General features: G+C 66.9%; 17 protein-coding genes. 8 read left to right on the top strand and 9 right to left on the bottom strand.

Annotation, left to right across the window (positions count from 1 at the left end):
• Positions 1-8 precede the first annotated feature (8 nt).
• The 4 genes from O3300_RS13670 to O3300_RS13685 all read right to left on the bottom strand — a co-directional run bounded on the left by O3300_RS13670 (position 9) and on the right by O3300_RS13685 (position 4,576).
• The gene (locus O3300_RS13670; RefSeq protein ID WP_305053246.1) at positions 9-740 is read right to left on the bottom strand and encodes a CPBP family intramembrane glutamic endopeptidase; all 732 of its coding nucleotides are present in this window, start codon (positions 738-740) and stop codon (positions 9-11) included.
• Between the two features lie 99 nt (positions 741-839).
• Positions 840-1,976: a benzoate/H(+) symporter BenE family transporter gene (locus O3300_RS13675; RefSeq protein ID WP_251351275.1), complete on the bottom strand. Its 1,137-nt coding sequence runs from the start codon at positions 1,974-1,976 to the stop codon at positions 840-842.
• 177 nt (positions 1,977-2,153) lie between these two features.
• The gene (locus tag O3300_RS13680) at positions 2,154-3,629 is read right to left on the bottom strand and encodes a PLP-dependent aminotransferase family protein (protein WP_305053247.1); all 1,476 of its coding nucleotides are present in this window, start codon (positions 3,627-3,629) and stop codon (positions 2,154-2,156) included.
• The gene (locus tag O3300_RS13685; protein ID WP_305053248.1) at positions 3,626-4,576 is read right to left on the bottom strand and encodes a hypothetical protein; all 951 of its coding nucleotides are present in this window, start codon (positions 4,574-4,576) and stop codon (positions 3,626-3,628) included. The genes O3300_RS13680 and O3300_RS13685 overlap by 4 nt, the downstream gene beginning before the upstream one ends.
• A 150-nt stretch (positions 4,577-4,726) precedes the next feature.
• Between O3300_RS13685 and O3300_RS13690 the strand changes: the two genes are divergently transcribed.
• Together O3300_RS13690 and O3300_RS13695 are read left to right on the top strand one after the other, a co-directional pair.
• On the top strand, positions 4,727-5,182 hold the full coding sequence (locus O3300_RS13690) for an META domain-containing protein (RefSeq protein ID WP_305053249.1): 456 nt from the start codon (positions 4,727-4,729) through the stop codon (positions 5,180-5,182).
• Between the two features lie 55 nt (positions 5,183-5,237).
• A complete protein-coding gene (locus O3300_RS13695) occupies positions 5,238-5,960 on the top strand; it encodes an HAD-IA family hydrolase (protein WP_305053250.1) in 723 nt (240 codons plus the stop codon).
• Here O3300_RS13695 and O3300_RS13700 read toward each other — a convergent pair.
• Genes O3300_RS13700 through ssuE form a run of 5 tightly spaced genes read right to left on the bottom strand, consistent with a single transcriptional unit; the run spans position 5,905 to position 10,405 of the window.
• Positions 5,905-6,747 (bottom strand): ATP-binding cassette domain-containing protein, encoded by an 843-nt coding sequence (locus tag O3300_RS13700; protein ID WP_305053251.1) that lies wholly within the window; start codon positions 6,745-6,747, stop codon positions 5,905-5,907. The two genes, O3300_RS13695 and O3300_RS13700, sit on opposite strands and share 56 nt — an antisense overlap.
• A 17-nt stretch (positions 6,748-6,764) precedes the next feature.
• A complete protein-coding gene (gene ssuC, locus O3300_RS13705) occupies positions 6,765-7,565 on the bottom strand; it encodes an aliphatic sulfonate ABC transporter permease SsuC (protein ID WP_305053252.1) in 801 nt (266 codons plus the stop codon).
• Position 7,566: 1 nt separating this feature from the next.
• Entirely contained in the window at positions 7,567-8,727 is a 1,161-nt protein-coding gene (ssuD, locus tag O3300_RS13710; RefSeq protein ID WP_071078015.1) for an FMNH2-dependent alkanesulfonate monooxygenase, read from the bottom strand.
• Between the two features lie 16 nt (positions 8,728-8,743).
• Positions 8,744-9,760 carry a sulfonate ABC transporter substrate-binding protein gene (locus O3300_RS13715; RefSeq protein ID WP_305053253.1) on the bottom strand — a complete coding sequence of 339 codons (1,017 nt, stop codon included), beginning with the start codon at positions 9,758-9,760 and terminating at the stop codon, positions 8,744-8,746.
• A 24-nt stretch (positions 9,761-9,784) separates the two neighbouring features.
• Complete coding sequence (ssuE, locus tag O3300_RS13720) at positions 9,785-10,405, bottom strand: NADPH-dependent FMN reductase (protein WP_305053254.1); 621 nt, start codon at positions 10,403-10,405, stop codon at positions 9,785-9,787.
• A 253-nt stretch (positions 10,406-10,658) separates the two neighbouring features.
• On the opposite strand from ssuE, the gene O3300_RS13725 reads away from it, so the two are divergent.
• The 6 genes from O3300_RS13725 to O3300_RS13750 are packed head-to-tail and all read left to right on the top strand — an operon-like array spanning position 10,659 to position 16,722.
• A complete protein-coding gene (locus tag O3300_RS13725) occupies positions 10,659-11,873 on the top strand; it encodes an acyl-CoA dehydrogenase family protein (RefSeq protein WP_305053255.1) in 1,215 nt (404 codons plus the stop codon).
• 21 nt (positions 11,874-11,894) lie between these two features.
• Positions 11,895-12,722: a MetQ/NlpA family ABC transporter substrate-binding protein gene (locus O3300_RS13730; protein ID WP_289911636.1), complete on the top strand. Its 828-nt coding sequence runs from the start codon at positions 11,895-11,897 to the stop codon at positions 12,720-12,722.
• A gap of 3 nt (positions 12,723-12,725) precedes the next feature.
• Positions 12,726-14,117: an LLM class flavin-dependent oxidoreductase gene (locus O3300_RS13735; RefSeq protein ID WP_251351162.1), complete on the top strand. Its 1,392-nt coding sequence runs from the start codon at positions 12,726-12,728 to the stop codon at positions 14,115-14,117.
• A gap of 28 nt (positions 14,118-14,145) precedes the next feature.
• Positions 14,146-15,135: an aliphatic sulfonate ABC transporter substrate-binding protein gene (locus tag O3300_RS13740; RefSeq protein ID WP_305053256.1), complete on the top strand. Its 990-nt coding sequence runs from the start codon at positions 14,146-14,148 to the stop codon at positions 15,133-15,135.
• A 6-nt stretch (positions 15,136-15,141) separates the two neighbouring features.
• Entirely contained in the window at positions 15,142-15,972 is an 831-nt protein-coding gene (locus O3300_RS13745) for an ABC transporter permease (protein ID WP_305053257.1), read from the top strand.
• Positions 15,973-15,987: 15 nt separating this feature from the next.
• Positions 15,988-16,722 (top strand): ABC transporter ATP-binding protein, encoded by a 735-nt coding sequence (locus O3300_RS13750; protein ID WP_305053258.1) that lies wholly within the window; start codon positions 15,988-15,990, stop codon positions 16,720-16,722.
• Positions 16,723-16,749 lie beyond the last annotated feature (27 nt).

Raw genomic sequence — 16,749 nt, forward strand, 5'->3', positions numbered from 1 at the left:
AACAGGTTTCACACCCAGCCGGCGGCCAGCGAAAAAATCGCCAGCCCATGCGCGAGGGATGCGCCCAGCAAGCCGGCACGGCAATATACCAGCCCCGCCACCACGCCTTCGATCACGGTGAACACGAGGATGGGCGCGCCCACCTGCGTGACGGTGGTGGCGAGAAAGGCGTGGCACAGGCCAAACAGCAGGCCCGACACCAGCGCCGCGCGCCAGGCCGGCAGCCAGGCGCGCAATTGCTGCTGCAGCAAGCCGCGAAACAGCAATTCCTCATAACAGTTGGCCGCCAGCGCAAAGCCCAGCAGCAAGGGCAGCGCGGATGGCGCAACGGGCGCCAGGGACGGCAAGCCGGACAGGGCTTTCAAGCCCGTCGCCAGGGCGATGATCACGCACGCGCCCGCCACGCCCAGCAGCACGGACAGGGCCGGCCGCGTGCCCAGCCAGCGGATCTGGCGGCGCGCCTCGCTTTCCAGCCAGCAAGTACTCGCCACCAGGGCCAGCGACATGGCCCCCAGCGCCAGCAAGACCGGCGGCGGCGCCGTGAAACGCAAGCCGCCCGCCGCCACTTGCCAATAGCCATGCGCCGTCATCGCGTCGCGCGCCAGCACGAAAAACAGCATGTGCACGAGCACGCGCAGCAGCGGCACCGTCCGGGGAACGGCCAGCAGCAAGGCGGCGCAGACGAGGAAGGCGGGCGTGATCGCCAGCAGATACTGCGCCAGGGAAGTGATCTCGGGCATCGTTCAATCGTTCAATCGTTCGATAGTGCCAACGGGCACGGGCGCAGCAATTGTATGCGGCTGCCGGCAACATGGGCAAGCTGTCCGGCAATGCCGCCGTCATGCCGCCTTGCGCCAGCCATGCATCAGCCCATGCGCCGCCAGCCCGGCCGCCAGTCCCCACAGGGCACCGCCCACGCCCAGCAGGGTCACGTTCGCGGCCGTGGCCAGGAAGGTGATCAGCGCCGTTTCGCGCATGCGCACGTCCGCCATCGCCTGCGCCAGGCTGTTGCCGATGGCGCCCAGCAAGGCCAGGCCCGCCAGCGCCGTGATGAAGGGGCGCGGCAAGACCATGAACAGGCTGGCCAGGGTGACGCCGAAGATGCCCACCAGGATGTACAGCACGCCGCACGCCAGGCCCGCGACATAGCGCTTCGACGGGTCCGCATGCGCATCCTTGCCCGTGCAGATGGCGGCCGTGATGGCGGCCACGTTGAAGGCGTGCGCGCCGAATGGCGCCATGAGCAGCGAACCGAGTCCCGTCACCGTCAAAATGGGATTGGCGCTGACCTGGTAACCGTCATTGCGCAACACCAGCATGCCGGGCATGTATTGCCCCGTCAGGGTGATCAGGAACAGGGGCAGCGCCACGCCCAGCAGCGACGCCACGGAAAAGCGCGGCATCTCGAACACGGGCGCGGCCAGGGCCAGTGCGATGCCTTGCGTATCGATGCGCCCCTGCGCCAGCAGCAGGGCCAGGCCGGTCAGCATGATGCCGACCACGGCAAAGCGCGCCGTGAAACGGCGCAGCACGGCGTACGACAGCAGCAATACCGCCACCAGCAGCGGATCGGCGCTGGCGCCGCCGAAGGCGTTCACGCCGAATTGCAGCAGGATTCCGGCCAGCAAGCCGGCGGCGATGCCGCCCGGTATCAGGCGCACCAGGCGCTCGAAGGCGCCGGACATGCCCAGCAAGATGAAGGCGATGGCAGACACGATATAGGCGCCGATCACCTCGGCATATGGCGTATGCGGCATGACGGTGGCCAGGAAGGCCACGCCGGGCGTGGACCAGGCCGTGATGATGGGTGCGCGGTAGCGGTAGCTGAGCCAGATGCCCGTCACGCCCACGCCGATGCTCAGCGACCAGACCCAGGACGCCGTCTGCGCTGCGCTCAGCTGGGCCAGCTGGGCCGCCTGGAATACCAGCACGAAGGTGCCGCCATAGTTGACGAGGACGGAGATGAAGGCCGCCATGGTGGGGGACGCCAGGTCGCGCCAGCGCGCCCGTGTCGTGTTGTCGATCGACGCCGATGATGTGGAACTGGTCTGCATGCGTGTGCCCTTGCCTGAGGTTCAAAAGGGGCATCTTAACGGCCGCATGGACTGCTCAGGCAGGCCACTTTTCGCATACATAACAGACCACTTGAGCGTTCACCCCAGCGCGCGGGCCAGGCGGACGATGCCGCTGTCGATCTCGTGCGGCGTGAGCGCGGCAAAGCCCAGCAGCCAGCCGCCCCGCGCCGGCGGCCTCGCGTACAGCCGGCTCAGGCCCGGCAGCACGATGCCCGCCTGCGCCGCCAGGCGTATCGTTTCCAGCTCGTCCCTGCCCCCGTGCAGCAGACACGGCATCTGCAAGCCGCCCGGCGGCAGCTGCGCCGCGACCACGTGCGGCAAATGCCGCTGCACGGCCTGCGCCATCGCATCGCGGCGCACGGCGTAGACCTTGCGCATGGCGCGCACATGGGCCGCGAAATGGCCATCGGCGATGAAACGGGCCAGCGTCAGCTGGTCCAGCTGCGGCGTGTGGCCATCGAGGATGCTGCGCGCATACGTCATCGGTTTCACCAGCGCGGGCGGCAGCACCATGTAGCCGAGGCGCAGCCCCGGATACAGCGACTTGGCAAAGGTGCCCAGGTAAATCGTGCGCTGCTGCGTGTCGAGCCCCTGCACGCAAGCTGTCGGCAAGCCCGCGTAATGAAACTGGCTGTCGTAATCGTCCTCGACGATCCAGCCCTGGCGCTCGGCGGCCCAGGCAGTCAGGGCCAGGCGGCGCTCAAGCGCCAGGGTGGCGCCCGTCGGGTATTGATGCGAGGGCGTGACGTACACCGTGTTGGCCCCGCTGCGGTCCGCGCGCAGGTGCTCGATGGACAAGCCATGCGCATCGACGGGTACTGGAACGACCTGCAATTGCGCCATCTCGAACGCCTTGCGCGCGCCGAAATAGCCGGGGTCTTCCATCAGGATGGGGCCGTGCGCGTCGGCCAGCACTTGCCCGCACAGGTACAGGGCCTGGCGCGTGCTGCTCAGCACCAGCACCTGGTCCGCCGTGGCCCGCGCGCCCCGCTCCAGGTTCACATAGTCGGCGATGGCCTGGCGCAGCGGTTCCGCGCCTTGCGGGTCGCCGTGCAGCAGCACGCCGGCCTGGTGTTCGCCGGCGGCCTGGCGCCGCAAGCGCTCCCACACGTCGAGCGGAAAGGCCCGCGTTTCCGGCAAGCCCGTGGCGAAGGCCTTCACGCTCTGCTGGTCGGCCACGCCGCCGCTGGCGAGAATCTGCGCGCCGCGCGCGCTGAGGGCCACCGGCTGCGCGGACAAGGGCGGCAACGCAGTCGCAGGCTTGCCCAGCAAGCTCGCGCCTATCGTCGGCGAGACAAAACTTCCCGATCCCGCCTGCCGCCGCACATAACCATCGAGGCGCAGCTGCGCATACGCCATTTCCACCGTCTCGCGCGACACGCCCAGCGACTGCGCCAGCGCGCGCGTGGCCGGCAGGCGCAGGCCGGGCGCCAGTACGCCGTCGAGTATCAACTGGCGCAGCGCGCGCTGCACCCGCACGCGCAAGTCGAGCGCCGCCAGTTCAGGCGCGGCGATGCGGATTTTCAGGGTGTCGAGTTCGAACTGCGGCGTCATAGGGCCTTGACGCGGGCCGCATCCACGGCGGCCATGCTGCTGGCCAGCGAAAAGCCATGCTGCTGCAGCACCGCCACCAGCTGCTCGCCGGCGCAGCCCAAACGCAGGTTTTCCGCCACCCAGTCATGCCAGGCAGCGCCGATCTCCGGCATGGGTTCTTCTTCCAGCGTGAGACCGAGTATGCAGCTGGCCAGCAAACCGTTGATGCGCTTCGTGTCGATCAGGTGCTGCACCACCGCATGGCCCGACTGGGGATACGGGTGCAGGGTGCAACGGCCGAATGCGGCCAGGCGCTGCGCGTGCATGGCGTCGAGGTTCACCGATTCGCTGGCACTGGCGCCCGCATTGGCGACGTCGGGCCGGGCCACGTCAGGCCGCGTGCCGAACACCAGGTGCAGCTGCGTATCGTCCGTCGCCCTGGCGCGGCACAGGGCCGCCAGGTCGTAGTAGCCAGACGGCGGCGGGTCTTGCGCCAGCGACTCCATCACGGGCAGCCAGCGCAGCTCGTGGTACAGGCGCGCCTGCTGCACGTCAAGAAAAGACAAGGGTCCGAAGGCGACGATCTGCTGCGCCTCGAGCAGCAAGCCATACATGACGGCTGCGTACGCGCCCATGGACTGGCCGACGGTGCTGACCTGGCCGGGCGCGATGCGGCGCACCAGCTCGCGCAGGGCTTGCGCCGTTTCATCCACGTGATTGCCCAGCCCAGCGATGCGCCGGTGGTACCAGGCGTTGCCCGAATCGCGCACGAGGATCTTGTTCAGGTGCTGGCCGCTGGCCTGTTCCAGCTTGCGCAGGCGCCCGTAAAAATCGAAGGCGGGACGCGTTGTCCACGAGACAAAGCCAAAGGCGATCACCAGCGGCGCGCCGGGCACGATGCGGTCGACCAGCACGTCGTCGGCACTGGTGGCGACCAGTCGATTATCCAGCGCTTGCGCTTGCAGCATCGGCCCGGCTCCCGATCAAGGTTGAAACAGCAGAAAGCATGAGTGTAATGCCAGTACTGGCAAAATGGAAACATTCGCCGCTGCGGTACGCCAGCAGATACGGGAAAACTGCTAATCTTGCGGCTATACACCTTGATACTGGAGCGCCCCATGCTGCATCGCCTCACATACCTGTCCCTCGCCGCAGCCATCGCCATGGCCGGCGGCTGCGCCGCCACGCCCGACAGCGCCAAGCCGGACACCGGCCTGACGCCCAGCTACAGCCTGACGAATACCTACTGGAAGCTGACGGAACTCGATGGCGCCCCGGTGACGATGGCGCCGCAGCAGGAACGCGAAGTGCGCATCACCCTCACCGACGATGGCAAGGTCCATGGTTTCACGGGCTGCAACCAGGTTATGGGCGGCTACACGCTGGCCGGCACGGCCCTGCGCTTCACGCAGCTGGCCGGCACGCGCATGGCCTGCCCGCCGCCCCTGATGCAGCTGGAAAGCGCCGTGCTGGCCAACTTGAACAGCGTGACGGGCTACCGTTTCGAAGGCGAGTACCTGATCCTGCTCAAGGATGGCGCGCCCGTGGCCCGGTTTGAATCGGTCTACCTGTGAAATAAAAATCGACTGCCGTTACAATGGCTTCCAGCCCATCATCCGGAAGGAAGCCATGTCCGCACTGCCCTCGCCGTCTTCATCCCCGACACCATCGGCCGCCGGCCGCTACCTGGCTTTTCTTTTTGACATGGACGGCACCGTCATCAATTCCATCGCCGCCGCCGAACGCATCTGGGGCACCTGGGCGCAGCGTCAGGGCCTCGACGTGGCAGCCTTCCTGCCCACCATCCACGGCGCGCGCTCGGTCGACACCATCGCCAAACTGCGCTTGCCCGGCGTCGACGCGCAGCGCGAATCGCAGGGCATCACGGATGCCGAAATCATCGATGTGGAAGGAATTATTGAAATCGCGGGCGCGCTGCGCTTTTTGCAATCGCTGCCGCCCGCGCAATGGGCCATCGTCACCTCGGCGCCGCGCGCGCTGGCCACGGCCCGCCTGAAGGCGGCCGGCATGCCGATACCCGCCATCATGGTGACGGCGGAAGACGTCAAGGCGGGCAAACCCCGGCCCGATTGCTATTTGCTGGCGGCGGAAAAACTGGGCGTGGCGCCCTCCGATTGCCTGGTGTTCGAGGATGCCTCCGTCGGCATCGAGGCGGGCGAAGCGGCTGGCGCAAAGGTCATCGTCGTCACCGCCACGCATGCGCATCCGCTGGCCACGCGCCACCCGGCCATCGACAATTATGAAGCCATCGTGGCGACGGTCGATGCTGACGGATTCATCGTGCTGGCGCAGTTATCTGACCCTGCGGTTGCAGCACGCGCGACAAGATAGCCTGCTCCAGCGCGGCGAAGGCCGCATGGCCGCGCTGGCGCGGGCGCGGCAAGTCCACCGGCACGTCCATGGTGACCTGTCCATCCTCGATCAGCAGCACCCGGTCGGCCAGGGCCACGGCTTCGGCCACATCATGCGTCACCAGCACGGCCGTGAAACCGCGCGCCAGCCACAGGGACTCGATCAGCTGCTGCATCTCGATGCGCGTCAGGGCGTCGAGCGCGCCCAGGGGTTCGTCGAGCAGCAGCAGTTGCGGCTCGTGCACGAGCGCGCGCGCCAGCGCCACGCGCTGTTTCTGCCCGCCCGACAGCGCTGACGGCCAATCGTCCGCCCGCTCGGCCAGGCCCACCGTCCACAACGAGGCGGCCGCCGCGCCGACGGAACGGGGCAAGCCCAGGGCCACGTTGTCGAGCACCGTCTTCCACGGCAGCAGCCGCGATTCCTGGAACATGATGCGGATATCGGGCGCGCCCACGCCGCTGCCGATGGCGATCTTGCCGCCGTCGATGCTTTCCAGGCCCGCGATCGAGCGCAGCAAGGTGCTCTTGCCGCAGCCGCTGCGCCCCACGATGGCGACGAACTCGCCCGCCTCCAGCTGCAGGTCGACGTCTTTCAGCACGGGGCGGCTGGTGTAGGACTTGCTCAGCTTCGTCAAGGCCAGCGGCACGCCGCGGCGCTGCAAGGGAACGGCGGGCGCCGTCTTCGCCTGCGGCGGCGCGCCGGCGGGATCGTATTGCACGAAATAGGACAAGAAGTCCGTTTCGATCTGGATGGGGGCGAGCAGCATGGTGTCCTCTTCAATCATTATCGGTAGGCGGGATTCCAGCGCAGGCAATGGCGTTCCAGCCCCCGCGAGAACAAATCGGCCAGCTTGCCCAGCAAGGCGTACAGCAAAATCCCCACCAGCACCACGTCCGTTTGCAGGAATTCGCGCGCATTCATGGTCATGTAGCCGATGCCGGCCTGCGCCGAGATGGTCTCGGCGACGATCAGCAGCACCCACACGAGACCCAGCGAGAAGCGCACGCCCACCAGAATGGAGGGCATGGCGGCCGGCAGGATCACGTCGCGGTACAGGGGCCAGCCCGACAGGCCATAGCTTTTCGCCATTTCGATCAGCCCCTGGTCCGCCGAGCGGATGCCGTGGAAGGTGTTCAGGTAGACGGGAAAGAAGACGCCGACGGCCAGCAGGAACAGTTTCGCCGTCTCGTCGATGCCGAACCACAGGATCACCAGCGGGATCAGGGCCAGGGCCGGGATGTTGCGCACCATTTGCAGGGTCGTGTCGAGCAGGGTTTCCGCGTGGCGGAAACTGCCCGTCAAGAGTCCCAGCAGCAGGCCCAGTCCCGCGCCGACGGTGAAACCGACCGTGGCGCGCCACAAGCTCGTTTTCAGGTGCAGCCACAATTCGCCCGACGCGGCCAGGTGCCAGAAGGCTTTCGCCACGGCCCACGGCTCGGGCAGGATGCGGCTCGACAGCCAGCCCCACTGCGCCGCCAGCTGCCAGGCCAGCAGCAGCGCCACGGGCAAGGCCCACGGCGCCAGCGCATTGCGCCATGGCGTGCCGGGCAGACGCTTGGTGGTGAAAGTGGGGCCGGCGCCCATCTCAGGCCGCCTTTTTCTGCGGCGCGGCCGGCACGATATTGCTGGCCATGACTTCGCCGAAGGGCCCCGTCAGTGACTGCTCACCCACGGCCTTGCCCTTGCCCAGCAACGGGAATACCAGTTCGGCGAAGCGGTACGACTCTTCCAGGTGCGGGTAGCCGGAGAAAATGAAGGTGTCGATGCCCAGGTCCGCGTATTCCTGCATGCGCGCCACCACGGTCGGGCCATCGCCCACGAGGGCCGTGCCCGCGCCGCCGCGCACCAGGCCCACGCCGGCCCACAGGTTGGGCGACACTTCGAGCTTGTCGCGCCGCCCGCCATGCAGGGCCGCCATCCGTTGCTGGCCCACGGAATCCATCTTGCCGAACGCCGCCTGCGCCTTGGCGATGATGTCGTCGTCCAGGTGGCTGATCAGTTCATCGGCCGCGCGCCAGGCCGCCTCGTTGGTTTCGCGCACGATCACGTGCAGGCGGATGCCGAAGCGCACCGTGCGGCCTTTTTTCGCGGCGCGCGCGCGGATGTCCGCGATTTTCTCGGCAACCGCGGCGGGCGGCTCGCCCCACGTCAGGTACACGTCCATCTGCTCGGCCGCCAGTTCATGCGCGGGCTCCGACGAGCCGCCGAAGTACAGCGGCGGATACGGTTTCTGCACGGGCGGATACAAGGTTTTCGCGCCCTTCACCTGGATATGCTTGCCCTCGAAATCATAGCCGGCCGCGCCGCCCTCGCCCGCCAGGGTGGCGCGCCACACCTTGATGAATTCATCGGAGATTTCATAGCGCTTGGCGTGGTCGGCAAACAGGCCGTCCGCTTCCAGCTCGCCCTGGTCGCCGCCCGTGACGACGTTGATCAGCAGGCGCCCGTTCGACAGGCGGTCAAAGGTGGACGCCATGCGCACGGCCAGGCCGGGCGTGGACAGGCCGGGCCGCACGGCCACTAAAAATTTGAGCTTTTGCGTCACGCTGATCAGCGACGACGCCACCACCCAGGCATCTTCGCAGGAGCGGCCCGTGGGCAGCAGCACGCCGTCGTAGCCGAGCGTGTCGGCGGCCACGGCCACCTGGCGCAGATAATCGGCATCGACGGGACGCGCGCCCTGCGACGTGCCCAGGTAGCGGCTGTCGCCGTGGGTAGGGATGAACCAGAAGACATTCAATGACATGGTGTGTATTCCTTGATTATTTGGTGCTGGTGGCCAGCTGGCGCGCCGGCAGCAGCGCGTCCTTGACGACGATCGGTTTCGGGATCAGCTTCAGACTGGAAAACGCATCGGCCACCCTTTGCTGCGACGCGATGACGTCGACCGACACGGGTTTGACGCCATACGCATAGCGCGAGGCGGCAAGCGCCACGACATCCTTGCCCAAGCCCGTCTGCGCGGCGAGAATCGTCGCCACTTCGTCCGGGTTGTTGCGGCCCCAGTCATCGACCTTGGCCACTTCATCGAGCACGATGCGCAGGATTTCCGGGTTTTTCTCGGCATACGTGCGCGAGGCGAGATAGAACTGGTAATTCGCCACCAAGCCCTTGCCATCGGCCAGCACGCGGGCGCCCAGCTGCTTTTCGGCGGCCGCCAGGAACGGATCCCAGATGGCCCAGGCATCCACGCTGCCCCGCTCGAAGGCGGCGCGCGCATCGGCCGGCGGCAGGAATACGGGCTGAATGTCGGCGTAGGCGACGCCGGCCTTTTCCAGCGCCTTCAATAACAGGTAATGCACGTTCGAGCCCTTGTTCAGGGCGATTTTCTTGCCCTTCAAGTCAGCCAGGGTACGCAAGCCGGAACCCTTGGGCACGACGATGGCTTCGCTGGCGGGCGACGCCGGCTCATTACCGACGTACACCAGGTTGGCGCCGGCCGCCTGGGCAAAGATCGGCGGCGCCTCGCCCACCGTGCCGAAGTCGATGCTGCCCACGTTCAGGCCTTCCAGCAGCACGGGACCGGCCGGGAACTCCGTCCACTTCACGCCCACGCCCTGCTCGGCCAGGCGTTTTTCCAGGTTGCCGCGCCCCTTGAGCAAGGTCAATGTGCCGTATTTCTGGTAGCCGATGCGCACCTCGCCCTTGGCTTGCACTTCCCCCTTGGCTTGCGCCTGCGCCGCGACCGGCATGCCGGCCGCCATCACGCCGGCGACGGCAGAAAACAGCAAACCCAGGGTGGTGCGGCGCGAAAGTCGTTGTGCGTGGCGGTGTGTCATGGCAGTTCCTTGGTCGGTGAATAATCAGGCGGCTTGATACTGCGGCGCGTAAGGCTGGTCTTGCAGCGAACGCACGGGGACAGAAATATCGGCGGGCGCGGGCGGGCGCTGCCCCTGCAGCACGAACAGGCCGGTGGAGAGTTCCTCGATGCCCGCCTGCACGCGTTCGGCAATCGGCGCATCCAGGCTCAGGCCCCGTTCTTCGTGCCACGCCAGTTGCTGCGCATTCGCGTAGATGCTGGTGAAGACTTGCTTGGCGCCCAGCGCATGCAGCACGGGGCGCAGCGCGTAGTCGAGCGCCAGGGTGTGGGCATGGCCGCCGCCCGTGGCCAGCGGCAGCACCAGCTTGCCGGCCAGGCCATCTTGCGGCAGCAGGTCGAGGAAGGCTTTCAGCAACCCTGTATATGAAGCCTTGTAGATGGGCGTGGCGATCACGATGGCGTCGGCGTCGGCCACGGCGCGCACGGCGCGGGCAATCGCCTCATCGTCGTAGTCGGCCAGCAGCAAGGCGCGCGCCGGCAGGTCGCGCACATGCAGCTTGGCGTAGCTGTGGCCCTGCAGCGCCAGCTGTTCGCCGATATGCAGCAGCAGGCGGCTGGAACTCGAGGGGAGTTGCGGGCTACCGCCCAATAACAAGATGCTCATGTGATGCCCGTCCCTGTAGGTTGTCGGATTGGAGTTGCTCGGATGCTTGCAGCCTATCGCCATCAGCAGTCCGGCAAAACGAATGCTTTCGCGCTTCGATATGCGTTTTTCGACTATCCGGGCCTGACGCCCCGCAAGCGGATGCGCCGGCTTCCGCGCGGCTTTTTTCGCATATGCATGCGCGGTTTTCTTCGTGTACGGCGCACGCCTGGCGGTGCAATATCGGCGTCATCGTCTTTCTGGAATGTCACCCATGTCTAGCGTTTTTCTCCATGCCGCCCGTCCCCAGCCGCCTGTGCCGGAACCCCTGCAGGACGCCATCCGCATCGCAACAAAGCTGGCCGCGCGCCTGGCCGAAACGGCCAATGCCCGCGACCAGGCCGGCGGGCACGCGGCGCAGGAACGCGAATGGCTGCGCGAGTCGGGTCTGCTGACCTTGTCGATTCCCGTGGAATTCGGCGGCCAAGGCGCGTCCTGGCCCCTCGTGTACCAGGTAATCCGCATCCTGGCGCGGGCCGACAGCGCGCTGGCGCATGTCTTCGGCTTCCACCATTTGCAGCTGGCCGGCCTGCAGCTGTATGGCAGCGCGCAGCAGCAGCGCCGCCTGCTCACCTTGACCGTCGACGAGCGCCTGTTCTGGGGCAATGCCTTGAATCCCCTCGACAAACGGGTCACCGCGGCCGACAGCGACGACGGTTTCACCCTCGACGGCATCAAGAGCTTTTCTTCCGGTTCGGTCGGTTCCGACTGGCTGACCGTCTCGGCCTGGCACGCGCCCACACAGACGGCGCTGATCGCCGCCCTGCCCACGCGCCAGGATGGCGTGACCGTGCAGGCGGATTGGGACGCCTTCGGCCAACGCCAGACGGACAGCGGCAATGTGCATTTCCAGGCGGTGGCCCTGCCGCGCGAGCTGGTGCTGCAGGCGCCCGCGCAGGCCGCCACGCCGCAAGCCACCGTGCGCTCGCAGATCGCCCAGCTGATCATGGCCAACCTGTACCTTGGCATCGCCGAAGGCGCATTCGAGGCTGCGCGCCGCTACACGGACGAACAGGCGAAAGCCTGGTTTGCCTCGGGCGTGGCCAAGGCAACGGACGACCCTCTGGTACAGCACCGCTATGGCCAGCTGTGGCTCTTGCTGCGCCCCGCGCAAGTGCTGGCCGACGCGGCGGCGCAGGAACTGGAAAAAGTATTCCGCAAGGGCGCGCTGGTAACGGCGCGCGAACGGGGCTTGCTGGCCGTCGCCGTGGCCGAAGCCAAGTGCCTGGCGCACCAGGCGGGACTGGAGATCAGCAGCCAGATGTTCGAACTGACGGGCGCCCGCTCCACTTCGGCCCAATACGGCTTCGACCGCTACTGGCGCAACGTGCGCGTGCATACCCTGCACGACCCCATCGACTACAAGCTGCGCGACCTGGGACGCTTTGCCTTGACCGGCACGGTGCCCGAACCAACCGCGTATTCCTGATTCACCCACCAAGGAGCCTCCATGACCATCGCCCGCCGCAGCATCCTCCTCAGCGCCCTGACCCTGGCCTTGACGGCCACCTTCGCCCACGCCAAGGACCCGAAGGACATCACCATCGGCACCAGCGCCGGGCCGTACGCGGACCAGATCAAGCTGGGCATCAAGCCCATCCTGGAAAAGCAGGGCTACAAGGTCAAGCTGGTGGAATTCAACGACTACATCCAGCCGAACTTCGCACTGGCCGAAGGTTCGCTGGACGCCAACGTCTTCCAGCACATCGTCTACCTGAAGAAATTCGCGCTGGAGCACAAGCTGGCCCTGACGGACCTGATCACGATCCCCACGGCGCCGATCGCCATCTACAGCAAGAAGCACAAGACCCTGGACGACGTGAAGGAGGGCACGACGGTGGGCTTGCCGAACGATCCGACCAACCAGGCGCGCGCGCTGGTGCTGCTCGACCAGCTGGGGTGGATCAAGCTGCGCGCCAGCTTCGACCCCGTGCGCGCGTCGGAAAAGGATATCGCCGTCAACACCAAGAAAATCAAGCTGCTGCCGCTGGAAGCGGCGCAACTGCCACGCTCGCTGGGCGACACCGATTACTCCTTCATCAACGGCAATTACGCGCTGGCGTCCGGGCTGAAGCTGACGGATGCGCTGGTGGCCGAGAAAATCTCGCCCAACTACATCAACCTGGTGGCCATCCGCACGGCGGACAAGGACAAGCAGTTCGCGAAAGACCTGGCGGCCGCCTACCGCTCACGCGAATTCCTCGACATCACGAACAAGCACTTTGCCGGCTACTCGAAACCCGATTACCAGCAAGCCTTGCAGACGGCGGCCAAATAAGCCATGGCCAAGTCGATACGCTTCAACGCCTTCCAGATGAATACCGTCGGCCACCAGTCGCCGGGCCTGTGGACGCATGCGCGCGACCGCAGCCACCGCTATACCGATCCCGAACACTGGACGGAACTGGCGCAACTGCTGGAAGCGGGCCTGTTCGACGCAGTTTTCCTCGCCGACGTGCTGGGCGTGTATGACGTGTACCGGGGCAGCCTCGATGCGGCCCTGGAACACGGCGTGCAGGTGCCGCTGAACGACCCGCTGGCGCTCGTGCCCATCATGGCGCAGGCCACCACGCACCTGGGTTTCGGCGTCACCTGCGCCCTCACCTACGAGCACCCGTACACGTTCGCGCGCCGCATCTCCACCCTCGATCACCTGACGAAAGGGCGCATCGGCTGGAATATCGTCACCGGCTATCTCGATAGCGCGGCGCGCAACCTGGGCTTGAGCCAGCAGCTGGGCCACGACGAACGCTACGACCTGGCCGACGAATACCTGGACGTCGTCTACAAACTGTGGGAAAAAAGCTGGGACGACGACGCCGTCGTCAACGACAAGGCGCGCGGCATCTATGCAGATCCGGCCCGCGTGCATCCGATCAACCATGCCGGGCGCCACTACCAGGTGCCCGGCATCCATTTGTGCGAGCCGTCGCCGCAGCGCACGCCGCTGCTGTACCAGGCGGGCACCTCGCCGCGCGGCACGCGCTTCGCGGCGCGCCATGCGGAAGCTACCTTTGTCAGTGGCCCCAGCAAGACAGTCGTCAAGCGTTACGCGGACGACTTGCGCGCCGCCGTGCGACAAAGCGGGCGCGATGGCGACGCATTGCTGATCTACGCGCAAGCGCTGGTCATCACGGGCGCCACGGAAGAAGAAGCGCGCGCCAAGCATGCCGATTACCTGCGCCACGTGAATATCGAGGCGGCCCTCGTGCTGCTGTCCGGCTGGACGGGCGTCGATTTCAGCCGCTACCCGCTTGACGCCACCATCGAGTACATCGATTCACCGGCCGGCCGCTCGGCGCTGGCCTCGTTCAGCCAAGCCGACCCGGACCGCCGCTGGACGGTGCGCGAAGCGGCCGAATACATCGGCCTGGGCGGACGCGGCCCAGTCATGGTCGGCGACGCGCGCCAGGTGGCAGACCAGCTGGAAAGCTGGCTCGATGAAACGGGCATCGACGGTTTCAATCTGGCCTTCGCCGTGGCCCACGACAGCATGGCCGACGTGGTGCAATACATCGTGCCGGAACTGCAGCGGCGCGGCCGCTACCGCACCCATTACGAGGAAGGCAGCTTGCGCCACAAGGTCTTCGGCCAGGGCCCGCGCCTGCCCGCCGATCACGCGGGCCGCCAGGTCAGCATCGCCCCCGCCGACGCCGCCCTGGCAGCGGCCTGACGCATCAGATTTCCCACTCAAGGACACCATGAAACGCAGAACCATCTTGCAACTGGCCGCCAGCGGCGCCACCATCGCCGCCTTGCCCGGCCTCGCCCGCGCAGCCACGCAAGCGCCCCTGAAGGAGCTGCGCCTCGACTACGCCTATTATTCGCCCACCAGCCTGGTGCTGCGCCGCTTCGGCTGGCTGGAAGACGCGTTCAAGCCGGACGGCACCAGCATCAAGTGGGTGCTCAGCGCGGGCAGCAACCGCGCACTCGAATACCTGAACGCCAACAGCATCGACATCGGTTCGAGCGCGGGCCTGGCCGCCCTGCTGGCGCGCGCCAATGGCAACCCTATCCGCGCGCCGTATATTTTTTCGCGTCCCGAATGGACGGCGCTGGTGGTGCGCAAGGATAGCCCCATCCGCAGTCTCGCCGACTTGAAGGGCAAGAAGGTGGCCGCCACCAAGGGCACCGACCCGTATCTGTTCTTGCTGCGCGCATTGAAGACGGCGGGCCTCAAGCGCGGCGACATCGAACACGTCAGCCTGCAGCATGCCGATGGCCGCGCGGCGCTGGAGCAGGGCAAGGTCGATGCCTGGGCCGGGATCGATCCCCACATGGCCGCCAGCGAACTGGAAGCGGGGTCGCGCCTGATCTACCGCAACGTGGCCTTCAACACCTACGGCTTCCTGAACGTGCGCGAGGACTTCCTGGCCAGCCGCCCCGCCGAAGTGGGCAAGGTGATACAAGCCTACGAACGGGCGCGCGCCTGGATACGCGCAAATCCGGCAGAGGCGGCGAAAATCCTGTCGGAAGAAGCCAAGGTCAGCCTGCCGGTGGCGCTGCTGCAGGTGAAACTGCGCAGTGACTTCAGCAATCCGCAGCCGTCGAACGAGCATGTGAAGGCCCTGCTGGTGGCCGCGCCCATCCTCGCCGAGGAAGCGCTGGTCAAACCCGGCGCCGACGTGAACCGCGCCATCGCGGACCTGGTCGACACGCGCTTCGCCGCGCCCTTCATCAGCAAGGCGTAGGCGCTCATGGCCAGAGACACGCTCACCGCGCCGGCACCGGCCCACGACACGGGCGTCCGGCCCAAACTCTTTCGCCCGCCCTTGCCACGCGCGGCGCTGGGCCTGCTGCTGCCCGTACTGGCGCTGCTGGCGGCGGAGTTGGGCGTGCGCACGGGCACCATCCCCGCCAACCTGCTGCCGGCGCCCAGCGACATCGGCGCCACCATCGCCGAACTGGCGCGCCAGGGCCTGGCCGGCCATGTGCTGGCCAGCACCGCGCGCGTGGCCACCGGCTTTGCGGGCGGCGCGCTGCTGGCCATCGTGCTCGGTGCGGCGGTGGGCTTGAACCGCACGGCGGAGGCGCTGCTCGACCCCACGTTCCAGGCCCTGCGCGCCATTCCCTCGCTGGCCTGGGTGCCCTTGCTGCTGCTGTGGCTAGGCATCGATGAAGCGCCTAAACTGGTCCTGATCGGCATCGGCGCCTTCTTCCCCGTGTACATGGGCGTGGCGTCGGGCATCCGCGACGTGGACCGCAAGCTGATCGACGCGGCCCGTTTATACCGTTTGAGCCCCCCCGCGCTGGCGCGGCGCGTGCTGCTGCCGGCCGCGCTGCCGGCCATTTTCACGGGTTTGCGCAACGGTTTGAGCCTGGCCTGGATGTTCATGGTGGCGGCAGAACTGATCGCCGCCAGCCAGGGCCTCGGCTACCTGCTCAGCGACGGGCGCGAAACGAGCCGCGCCGACATCGTGCTCGCGGCCATCGTGCTGCTGGCCGTGCTGGGCAAGGCCAGCGACAGCCTGATGCAGCGCCTGGAAACCCGCTTGCTCGCCTGGCGCGACAGCTATGCCACTTCCTGACGAAAGCCCCCACGCATGACTGCCCTGCTCGACATTGCCATCCATGACAAAGCCTATGGCCTGCGGCGCGTGCTGCATAACCTGCAATTGCAGCTGCGCCAGGGCGAGATCGTCAGCCTGATCGGCGCCAGCGGCTGCGGCAAGAGCAGCCTGCTGTCCATCGTGGCCGGTCTCGATACGGACTTTCGCGGCACCGTGCGCCTCGACGGCAAGCTGCTGGCGGGAGTGCATGCTGACATCGGCCTGATCTTCCAGGAACCGCGCCTGTTTCCCTGGCTGACAGTGGCGCAAAACATCGCCTTCGGCCTCGGTCCCAAAGGCGAAGACGATCCCAGGGTCGCGCAATTGCTGGAGGAAGTAGGCTTGCAGGGCCATGCGGACAGCCTGCCCAAGCAGCTGTCGGGCGGCCAGGCGCAACGCGCGGCGATTGCCCGCGGCCTGTTTGGCCAGCCCCGCATCCTGCTGCTGGACGAACCATTTTCCGCCGTCGATGCTTTTACGCGCATGAAGCTGCAAGACTTGCTGGCCGCCGTCGCCGCGCGCCATGGCCTGAGCGTGCTGCTGGTGACGCACGATATCGATGAAGCGCTGTACCTGAGCGACCGCATCGTCATGCTCGACACGCGCGCCGGACCGCCACGCGCCCAATACGACGTGGCCGCGCCCCGGCCCCGCCTGCGCGCACCAGCGGCGCAGGCGCAATTAAAAGAGGCCATCCTCGGCGAACTACACGCCGCGCACGCGATCTGAGGCTTGCGCGGCGGCGCCAGTGACAAG

It is taken from the genome of Janthinobacterium sp. SUN206 (assembly GCF_030587305.1).
Taxonomy (GTDB): domain Bacteria; phylum Pseudomonadota; class Gammaproteobacteria; order Burkholderiales; family Burkholderiaceae_D; genus Janthinobacterium; species Janthinobacterium kumbetense.